Raw genomic sequence first — 1646 nt, forward strand, 5'->3', positions numbered from 1 at the left:
GGCGCTTATAAGTGAAGCATACCTGAGAATACAGAAACTTTTCAGAAGAAATTAAAAAGCCAGCAGAAATTAAAAAGCCGCTTTTCAGCGGCTTTTTAACTTATCAACGATAAGATGTTTAATTTAATCTAGCGATTTAATTAAAACGTATAGCGAGCACCAAGTTGATAGCGTGCACCCAAGTCATACATATCCCACATCATCGCGTCATTACGGCCATGAGAGCGACTGTCTTCACCAGTTACGTTGATGCCTTCGAGCGACAAGGTTAACGCATCGGTGACCGAGTAACTGACGTTAAGATCGATTTGCGAATAATCCTCGATATAACGTGGGTTATTGAAGCCACCTCTGTTTGTCTCATTCAGGTACTCGCCACGCCAGTTATACGCAATACGCGCCTGGAAGCGGTCGTTTTCGTATATACCTGACAGGTTTGCAGTATCACTCAAACCAACCAACGCAAACTGAGACCCCAGGGCTGGGTCTTGCGCGTCATTGAAGCCCACATCACCGCGAACCACGGTGTAGTTAGCCTGAACACCAAAACCGGTTTCACCGAAGAAATGCTGCACGGCGAGTTCAATACCGTGGATTTTGGCTTCGCGTCCATTGTTTGGCGTCTCAGTACTAAACACGGCCAACGGATCACTTGCGTTGTCTAAAATATCCCAACCGTTTTGAGCGAGAATGAACTGGTCTTGCTCACTCGTGCCTGTGTAAGCAGTGTTACCAAATTCAGCCACCCAAGCTGCATTGAGGCCGCCGCCAGGTAAAACGACAAACTCGTTGTATGCGGTCTGGCTGAACAGGGTAACGTCGCTAAGCGCGATTCCAGCTGCTGCCAACTGTGCTGCCGCTGCCTCTACACGAGGTCCGTCGGTCGAGTTACGAATACCCAGCAAATTGCGGTCTACTCGTTCAGAACCAATAAAGTTCTTCACATTTTTTTCGAAGAAGCCAATAGATGCGTAGCTACCCTCGCTGTAATACCACTCCACAGAAAGGTCGAAGTTGGTTGACTCTAGAGGTAACAAGCCAGGGTTTGATGCGCTGGCTGTTGGAATAGCACCCAAATAGGTAGGGCCACCACCGCTGCCAAAGTTAGAGGCAGATACACCCAGAGAACCCAGGCCCGCTCTGGCAATGGTTTTGCTGAACGAGAAACGGCTGACTATGTCATCGGTCACATTCAAGGTTAAATCCATGCTGGGCAACAGATTGTCATAGCTGGCTTTGGCAGAAACCAAAGTCTGTGGCTTGGAGTTATCAGGGTTGATAGAGATATCGTTGTCACTCTCCCAGCGGTAGAAGTAAGAAGAAGAAAGAGAGCTTGAATCTACATCGGTGGTCTCATAGCGCAAACCGGTCAAAATACTGAACGGCATAGCCCCCACGTTACCGTCCAAGCCGATCTGGAAGTAAGCGGACTGCATTTCTTCTTTCACAATGTTATGGGCATTCTGGTTCATTGTTGCAGGCAATATGCTGCTGTAACGGGGGATATTGATAGCAGCTTCATACAGCTCAGCGGCGTTGGCAATAAAGCCGTAACCGCCCGCTCTTGGAGAGAAGTCGTCGAACTCACCCTGAAGATCAAAAGGACGAACCAGATCACCAAACTCACCTGGGTAGTTACCATCCCA

At 48.4% G+C, this 1646-nt stretch carries 1 protein-coding gene; it reads right to left on the bottom strand.

Features of this window, described 5'->3' with window-relative positions; genetic code table 11:
* Nucleotides 1-140: 140 nt before the first annotated feature.
* On the bottom strand, nt 141-1646 hold a 1506-nt coding region (locus J2X05_RS21085), incomplete at its 5' end, for a TonB-dependent receptor (RefSeq protein WP_310076413.1).

This window comes from Cellvibrio fibrivorans, assembly GCF_031457055.1.
In the GTDB taxonomy this organism is placed as follows: domain Bacteria; phylum Pseudomonadota; class Gammaproteobacteria; order Pseudomonadales; family Cellvibrionaceae; genus Cellvibrio; species Cellvibrio fibrivorans.